Annotated in this window: 4 protein-coding genes, 1 tRNA gene and 2 pseudogenes; 4 read left to right on the top strand and 3 right to left on the bottom strand. The window is 61.9% G+C overall.

Features of this window, described 5'->3' with window-relative positions; translation table 11 throughout:
- Window positions 1–640, top strand: a pseudogene (locus QZL63_RS03675) (LPS-assembly protein LptD); the annotation flags it as partial.
- Window positions 641–754: 114 nt separating this feature from the next.
- Here QZL63_RS03675 and QZL63_RS03670 read toward each other — a convergent pair.
- Complete coding sequence (locus QZL63_RS03670; protein ID WP_022307976.1) at window positions 755–2,038, bottom strand: MFS transporter; 1,284 nt, start codon at window positions 2,036–2,038, stop codon at window positions 755–757.
- Between the two features lie 138 nt (window positions 2,039–2,176).
- Here QZL63_RS03670 and QZL63_RS03665 point away from each other — a divergent pair.
- A tRNA-Gln gene (locus QZL63_RS03665) sits at window positions 2,177–2,247 on the top strand.
- A gap of 144 nt (window positions 2,248–2,391) precedes the next feature.
- On the opposite strand, the gene QZL63_RS03660 is transcribed toward QZL63_RS03665, so the two are convergent.
- Complete coding sequence (locus QZL63_RS03660; protein WP_290585905.1) at window positions 2,392–4,515, bottom strand: M3 family metallopeptidase; 2,124 nt, start codon at window positions 4,513–4,515, stop codon at window positions 2,392–2,394.
- A gap of 41 nt (window positions 4,516–4,556) precedes the next feature.
- Window positions 4,557–6,740 (bottom strand): M3 family metallopeptidase, encoded by a 2,184-nt coding sequence (locus QZL63_RS03655; RefSeq protein ID WP_022307974.1) that lies wholly within the window; start codon window positions 6,738–6,740, stop codon window positions 4,557–4,559.
- 97 nt (window positions 6,741–6,837) lie between these two features.
- Here QZL63_RS03655 and QZL63_RS03650 point away from each other — a divergent pair, with 97 nt between their 5' ends.
- Together QZL63_RS03650 and QZL63_RS03645 are read left to right on the top strand one after the other, a co-directional pair.
- Window positions 6,838–7,557 (top strand): RsmE family RNA methyltransferase, encoded by a 720-nt coding sequence (locus QZL63_RS03650; protein ID WP_022307973.1) that lies wholly within the window; start codon window positions 6,838–6,840, stop codon window positions 7,555–7,557.
- A gap of 22 nt (window positions 7,558–7,579) precedes the next feature.
- Window positions 7,580–8,025: pseudogene (locus tag QZL63_RS03645) on the top strand (proton-conducting transporter membrane subunit); the annotation flags it as partial.

Genomic DNA, 8,025 nt, shown 5'->3' with positions numbered 1-8,025 from the left:
CACGACGCTCTTCAAGAACTTCGGCATCAACCTCTCGGCCACGATCGACCCCTACCGCGTCACACCCGAGGGTGTCCGCTACGACAAGCTCTTCTTCCCGGGACGCATCACCTCGACGGGCTGGTCGTTCGGCTACACCTTCAAGTCGCGCGAGGACAAGTCGCAGCCGGCCGTAAACGACATCACGAGCCTGCCCCCGGAGTATTCGAACCCGTTCTACGACCCCTACGGCACGATGGACCCCACCCTGCGAAGGCAATACATGTCGCAGGCCTACTACGACTTCTCGCTGCCGTGGAACTTCGGCTTCAACTATGCGGTGAACTATTCGGTCTCCTACGTGAACAACGGCACGACGGGATACCGCAAGAACGTCACGCAGACCGTCAGCTTCAACGGCTCGCTGAACCTCACACCCAAGACGGGCATCACCTTCCAGGGAGGTTACGACATCAAGGCCCGAAAGCTCACGACCTCGTCGGTATCGATCACGCGCGACCTCCACTGCTGGCAGATGTCCTTCTCGTGGATCCCCTTCGGCTACCACAAGAGCTGGAGCTTCAACATCGGCGTGAAGGCCGCCTCGCTCTCCGACCTGAAGTACGACAAGTCGCAGTCGATGTACGACAACATGTACTGACACGGCCTGTCTCCATCCCGCTACCCCGCATTCCAAAAAAAATCCGGCATCGGAAAACTCCGACACCGGACAGACTGTGCTGTATCCGCCCTGTGTGCTCCGGGCGGAGCGGGATCAACGGTTCAGGCCGTCGGCCACGGACTCGGGGTCGTGCCGGTATTTGAATACCAGGGCGAAGACCACTCCCACGAGCAGGGCATAGCCGGCAAAGATCAGCCACGAGGCAGACCACCCCGCAACCATCGCCTCGGCCCCCTGCTGCGAGTAGACAAAATGATTGACGACGGCCTGCGCGCCGAGCGTTCCGATCGTGGCGCCGATGCCGTTGGTCATGATCATGAAGAGCCCCTGTGCCGAGGAGCGGATCGTCGTATCGGTCTCCTTATTGACGAAGAGCGATCCCGAGATGTTGAAGAAGTCGAAGGCCACGCCGTAGACGATCATCGAGAGGATGAACATCCACACGCCGCTTCCGGGGTTGCCCAGGCCGAAGAGGCCGAAGCGGAGCACCCAGGCGAACATGGCCATGAGCATGACGTTCTTGATGCCGAAACGTTTCAGGCAGAAGGGAATGAGCAGGATGCAGAGCGTCTCGGAGATCTGCGAGAGCGAGATCAGCGCATTGGCGTGGTTGGCGCCGAACGTGGAGGCATATTCGGGGATGTCGCGGAAACTGGTGATGAAGGGATTCGCAAAGCCGTTGGTGATCTGCAGCGAGACGCCCAGCAGCATCGAGAAGATGAAGAACAGGGCCATCTTCTTCTGCCTGAAGAGCGTGAAGGCGCGCAGTCCGAGGGCCTCGACCAGGCTCTTGCGCTCGGCCGAGCGACTGACCGGACACGACGGAAGGGTCATGGCATAGAGGCCGAGCAGGAGTCCCAACACGGCGCACTGGATGAACTGCATGCAGGTGGTCTGGAAACCGGCCGCATCGCAGACGAGCATCGAGCAGATGAAGCCGACAGTGCCCCAGACACGGATCGGCGGGAAAGACTTCACGGTATCCATACCGGCCCCTTCGAGCACGCTGTAGGCCACGGAATTCGAGAGGGCGATCGTCGGCATGTAGAAGGCTACGCTGAACGAATAGAGCGTGAAGAGGATCCCGAACGAGACCTCCGGACCGGCCGAGAGGGCGTAGTAGCCCGCCGCCCCCATGAAGAGGGCGGCCGTCAGGTGGCAGATGCCGAGCAGCCGCTGTGCAGGCACCCAGCGGTCGGCCACGATTCCGATGACGGCGGGCATGAAGAGCGAGACGATGCCCTGCATGGCATAGAAGATTCCGATATGCGACGCCAGATCGACGCCCACAAGATAGGATCCCATCGAGGTCAGGTACGCTCCCCAGATTGCATACTGAAGAAAGTTCATGACCACGAGGCGGAATTTAATTCCCATAATTTACTGGTTTTAAGTAGTTTTACGTTTTCAACCCCCTTGCTCGGGGCGTCATGAAAACAAAATTACGAAATTTTTTTCTGATTTTTCTTTGCAATTGCAAAATAAAGTTCTACTTTTGCATCACCAAAACGTCATTGAGCTATGGTGTAATGGTAACACAACAGATTCTGGTCCTGTTATTCTTGGTTCGAATCCAGGTAGCTCAACAAAACCCCGCGACCGCAAGGTGGCGGGGTTTTCGTTTGCATAGACCCATCCGGCAACATCCGTCCGTGCACGGACACAACGACAATGCGGGCAGTCCTCCGAAGGGGACTGCCCGCATCCGTTTTCCGGGAGCGGCAGGAGCGCTACCGCTTCTCGAGCCCGAGTTTGCGCAGCAACGCCTCGGGTTCGGGCTTGTGGCCGCGGAAGCGGACATAGAGCTCCATGGGATCCTCCGTTCCGCCCTTCGAGAGGATGTTGTCGCGGAACGACGTGGCCACCTCGCGGTTGAAGATCCCCTTCTCCTTGAAGAGCGAGAAGGCATCGGCCTCGAGCACCTCGGCCCACTTGTATCCGTAGTATCCGGCGGCATAGCCTCCAGCGAAAATGTGGCCGAAGGCGGGCGACATAGCCGTACCCTCGACGACGGGCAGCACCTGCGTCGGGGCCATCGCCTCGCGCTCGAAAAGCTCGACATCGCCCTCGAAGGGCTCGGTGAGCGTATGCCAGGCCATGTCGGTCAGACCGAACGACAGCTGGCGCACGTTGGCATAGGCCGCCAGGTAGTTCTGCGCGGCGACGATGCGATCGACAATCTCCGAGGGAATCTTCTCCCCGGTCTGGTAATGTGCGGCCCACAGGTCGAGGAACTCCTTCTCCGTGGCCCAGTTCTCCATGATCTGCGACGGCAGTTCGACGAAGTCGCGGTAGACGTTCGTGCCGGTGAGCGACTCGTAGGAACCTTCGCCCAGCATGCCGTGCAGCGAGTGTCCGAACTCATGCAGGAAGGTCTCCACCTCGTCGAAGGTCAGCAGCGAGGGGGTCGTCTCGGTCGGCTTCGTAAAGTTCATCACCAGCGACACCAGCGGTCGGGTCTCCTCGCCGTCCACGCGCTTCGTTCCGCGGAACTCGGTCATCCACGCGCCCGAGTTTTTCGAGGCACGGGGGAAGAAGTCGAGATAGAGCACCGCCATGAAGCGGCCCCCGGCATCGGTGACGTCGTAGGCCGTCACGTCGGGATGGTAGACCTCGATCCCGGGATTGGGCGTGAAGTTGAGCCCATAGAGTTTGTTGGCCAGCAGGAAGACGCCCTTCTTCACCCGCTCGAGTTCGAAATAGGGCTTCACCGTCTCGGCGTCGAGCGCATACTTCTCGCGCTTGTACTTCTCGGTATAGTAAGACCAGTCCCACGGCATGAGCGTTCCCTTGAAGCCCTGCGAGGCGGCATACTCCGAGATCGTGCGGTAGTCGGCGTCGGCATACTCCTTCGAGGCATCGAGCAGTTCGGCAAGGAAGGCACGGACCGTCGGCGTGTCCTTGGCCATGCGCTCCTCGAGCACATAGTCGGCATAGCAGTCGTAACCGAGCAGGCGGGCCAGCTTCAGCCGCGTATTGACGATCTTCTTCACCACCTCCGTATTGTCGAACTCACCGCCCAGCGAGCAGGAGCTGTTGGCCCGCCAGAGCTTCTCCTTGAGCGCACGGTTCGACGAATAGGTCATGAAGGGCAGGTAGCTCGGATACTGCAGCGTGACGACCCAACCCTTCTCGCCGCGCGACTTGGCCTCGGCGGCCATACCCTCGCGCACGAAGGCGGGCAGTTCGGCCACCACCGCAGGGTCGGTGATATGGAGCGTGAAGGCGTTGGTCGCGGCCAGCGAGTTGCGGTCGAATTCGAGCGAGAGGGCCGACAGCTCGGTGGTATACTGGCGGTAGAGCTCCTTGTCCTCGTCCGACAGGGCGGCACCGTTACGAGCAAAGCTCCGGTAGGTCTTCTCCAGCAGGCGCCGGTCTTCGGTGGAGAGTTTGCGTCCGGGGTGTTCGTAGACCGCCTTCACGCGGGCAAAGAGCTCGGGGTTGAGCGAGATGTCGTTCGACAGGGCGGTCAGCTTGGGCTGCACGCGCTCGGCGATCTGCTGCATCTCGTCCGACGTATCGGCGCTCATCAGGTTGAAGAAGACCCCCGCAATGCGGTTGAGCAGGGCGCCCTGACGCTCCAGGGCGACGATCGTATTCATGAAGGTCGGCTTCCTGGGGTTGCGGACGATCGCCTCGACCTCGGCACGCGAGCAGGCGATCGCCGCGTCGAATGCCGGCTCGTAGTCCTTGAGTTCAATGCGCGAGAAGGGCGGCGTGGCATGAGGGGTATCCCACTCCGCCAGCAGCGGATTCGAAAGGTCCAGTTCGGGCAGGTCGGCCCGGGGAATCGAGTTGTCGGCACAACCGGCGGCCAGGATGGAAACAGCCATGACAAGAATTGCTTTTTTCATATAAGGTACAGGGTTTGCGGTTTCTTCACGAATCGGCGGGATCAGTTCTCCGCCACAGCCTCGGCAGCGGCCCCCGCGGCAGGCTGCGGGCCGGCGGCCAGCGAATCGGCAGGTTCGGGATCGGTCCACAGCCCGCGGCTGCGCAGCATGGCCCGCTTGTCGGGATCCTTGCCGCGGAAGGCGCGGTACATGGTCATCCCGTCCTCCGAACCGCCGCGCTCGAGGATCTTGCGGCGGAAATCGTCGGCCACGCGGCGGTTGAACAGGTCGCCGCTCTCGCGGAAGGCCTCGAAGGCATCCTTGTCGAGCACCTCGGCCCACGTATAGAAATAGTATCCGGCCGAATAGCCTCCGTCGAAGATGTGGCTGAAGTAGGGATAGCGGTAGCGCGGCTCGATCTGCGGGATGAGGCCCCGCTTCTCGTTGAGCACCTTGCGTTCGAACTCCATCGGATCGAAGGGTGCATACTCGGTCATCGAGTGGATGTCCATGTCGGAGAGCGACGCGGCGATCAGCTCGGTGGTCATGAAGCCCTGGTTGAAGAGTTCGCTGCGGGCGATCTTGGCCATCAGCGCCTCAGGCATCACATCGCCCGTGCGGTAGTGTACGGCATACTGCTTGAGCACCTCGGGGTTGAAGGCCCAGTTCTCCATGACCTGCGACGGCAGCTCGACGAAATCGCCCTCGACCTCCGACAGGCCGCGGTACTTCACGTCGTGGAAGAGGAAGTGGAGCGCGTGGCCGAACTCATGGAAGAGCGTCTCGACCTCGTCGAGGGTCAGCAGCGCCGGGTTGTCGCCCGTCGGACGGGTGAAATTGGCCACGATCGACACGACGGGAGCCACCCGCTCGCCGTCGCGGTAGGTCTGCTCAACGTAGTTGCCGCACCAGGCGCCCTGCCCCTTGCCCTCGCGGGGGAAGAAGTCGAAATAGAGCACGCCGAGGTGCGACTCGTCGGCATCGAGCACCTCGAAAGCCGTCACCTCGGGATGGTAGACCGGCACGACGATCGGCCGGAAGGTGATGCCGTAGAGGCGGTTGGCGAGGAAGAAGACGCCGCTGCGGACATTCTCCAGCGCAAAGTAGGGACGCAGCATCTCCTCGTCGAGGTTGTACTTCTGCTTGCGGAGTTTCTCGGCGTAGTAGAACCAGTCCCACGAGGCGAACTCACCGTCGGGGAAGTCCTTGCGGAAGAGCGAGTCGAGCTCGCCCAGCTCACGCTTGGCACTCTCGAGCGCCGGAGCCCAGACCCCCTCGAGCAGGTCGTAGACCGCTTCGGTCGTGCCGGCCATCTCGTCGTCCACGACATAGGCGGCGTAGGAGGGATAGCCCAGCAGGTGGGCCTTCTCCGTGCGCAGGCGGATGAAGTCGTTGATGAGCTGTTTGTTGTCGTACTCGTCACCGCGGTTGCAGCGGTTCAGGTAGGCCGTGTAGATCCGCTCGCGCAGTTCGCGGTCGGGCGAATAGGTCAGGAAGGGGATCATGCTCGGCTTCTGCAGCGTGAAGACCCCCTTGTTTCCCTTGCCCAGTTCGCGGGCCTTCTCGCGGGCCTGCTCCTGCACGCCGGCCGGCAGCCCGGTCATCTGCTCGGGCTCGAGTTCCATCGTGAAGTTGTAGTTCTCAGCCAGCAGGTTGTTGCCGAACTTCACCGAAGCGAGGGCCAGTTCGCCGTTGATCTCCGCCAGCCGGGCCTTCTCGTCGGCACCGAGCAGCGCTCCGGCGCGCACGAACGAACGGTAGGTCTTCTCCAGCAGGCGGCTCTGCTCGGCGTCGAGGTCGAACGTCGCCCGGTTATCGTAGACCGCCTTCACCCGCTCGAAAAGCGCGTCGTTGAGCAGGATCTTGTCGTAGTGGGCCGTCAGCCGGGGCATCGCCTGCTCCTGCAGGGCCTGCATCTCGGGCGTGTTCTGCGCGGCACAGAGCATGCCGAAGACCAGCGAGGTCTGCGCAAGCATCTGCCCCGAGTTGTCGAACGCCAGGATGACGTTCTCGAAGGTCGGCTCGTCGCGGTTGGTCACGATGGCGTCGATCTCGGCATCGTGCAGCGACATGCCGCGCTCGATGGCCGGGAGGAAATGTTCGGGTAGAATCCTGTCGAAGGGAGGAACGCCGTAGGGCGTCTCCCATGCCGAGAAGAAGGGGTTTTCGCCGACCTTTTTGTCGGACTTGCACGCAACGGTCGTCATGGCCAGAAAAAGTGTCAATAATCCTGCAATACGTTTCATCAGTCGTCTTATTTTATATAACTTTGCAGCCTGCAAACGCCGGGGCATCTCCATGCGCCGGCTCAAGCCGTTGCAAAGTTAGTAAATTATAGCAGGTATGCAACTTTTTTACGATCCCGCGATCGTACCGCCCCTACATACGCTCGGCGAGGAGGAGTCGAAACACTGCATCCGCGTGCTGCGCCTGGGACGCGGCGCAACACTCCACATCGCCGACGGGCGGGGTACGCTCTACCGCTGCCGGATCGTGGAGGACGACCCGCGCCGGTGCACCGTGGAGGTCGTCGAGACGATCCCCGACTTCGAGCGGCTCTCCTATGCACTGACGGTGGCCGTAGCCCCGACCAAGAACGCCGACCGCTTCGAGTGGTTTCTCGAGAAGGCCACCGAGGTGGGCATCGGCGCCGTGATCCCCCTCGAAACGGAACACAGCGAGCGGCGCGTCTTCAAGGCCGAGCGGAGCGAGAAGATCATCACGGCGGCCATGAAGCAGTCGCTCAAGGCATACCGCCCGGTGCTTCACCCGCTCACCCCGTTCCGCGAGGCGGTGCTCGCCCCCTTCGAGGGGCGGCGGCTGATCGCCCACTGCGGGGTGGCACACGCCCCCTCGGGCAAACGCTACCTGCCCGAGGCGATCCGCCCGGGAGAGTCCGTGCTCGTCTGCATCGGCCCCGAGGGGGACTTCTCCCCCGCCGAAGTGGACTTCGCGCTCGAACACGGATTCGAGGAGATCACGCTCGGGCAGCAGCGCCTGAGGACCGAAACCGCAGCCCTCGTGGCCGTGGTGATGACGTCGGTCGTAAACGGTTCGAAATAAAAAAGACACCTATCATAACAGCATGTTTTTTCTCGGTACACTTCTCGCGCTGGCGGCGGTGACAGCCCTGCTGTTCGCCGTACCCCTGCGCATGAAAGCGTGGGCCGCACTCGGCCTGACGCTCATCGGCACGCTCGCCGTCGGCATACGGGCCGCGGCAACGCTCGCCGGGGTCCACTACGGACCGCTGTGGGTCATCTCCGGCACGCCGTTCGGCGGCGACTCGGGCTCGATGGACGGCCTCTCGGCGCTCTTCGTCCTCGTCATTGCGATCGGTTCGGTGGCCGCCGTGCTCTACTCGCAAGGCTACCTGGCCCGCCACCTGCAGCACAAGTCCCCGGCCCACGTCTCGCTGCACTACACCTCGCTGGTCACCATGTGCTATGCCATGCTGGGCGTCGTGCTCTCCGACGGTGGTTACTCGTTCCTCTTCTTCTGGGAGCTGATGACCGTGGCGTCGTTCCTGCT

Origin of the sequence: Alistipes sp. CAG:268 (genome assembly GCA_000434235.1) — a bacterium.
GTDB lineage: Bacteria > Bacteroidota > Bacteroidia > Bacteroidales > Rikenellaceae > Alistipes > Alistipes avistercoris.
The sequence above is the reverse complement of the archived record's forward strand: the minus strand, read 5'-3'. Positions and strand labels throughout refer to the sequence as shown.

Coding starts and splice junctions, on each gene's coding strand:
- QZL63_RS03650 (WP_022307973.1), top strand. CDS start 6,838: ATGCAACTTTTTTACGATCCCGCGATCGTACCGCCCCTACATACGCTC.
- QZL63_RS03655 (WP_022307974.1), bottom strand. CDS start 6,740: ATGAAACGTATTGCAGGATTATTGACACTTTTTCTGGCCATGACGACC.
- QZL63_RS03670 (WP_022307976.1), bottom strand. CDS start 2,038: ATGGGAATTAAATTCCGCCTCGTGGTCATGAACTTTCTTCAGTATGCA.
- QZL63_RS03660 (WP_290585905.1), bottom strand. CDS start 4,515: ATGAAAAAAGCAATTCTTGTCATGGCTGTTTCCATCCTGGCCGCCGGT.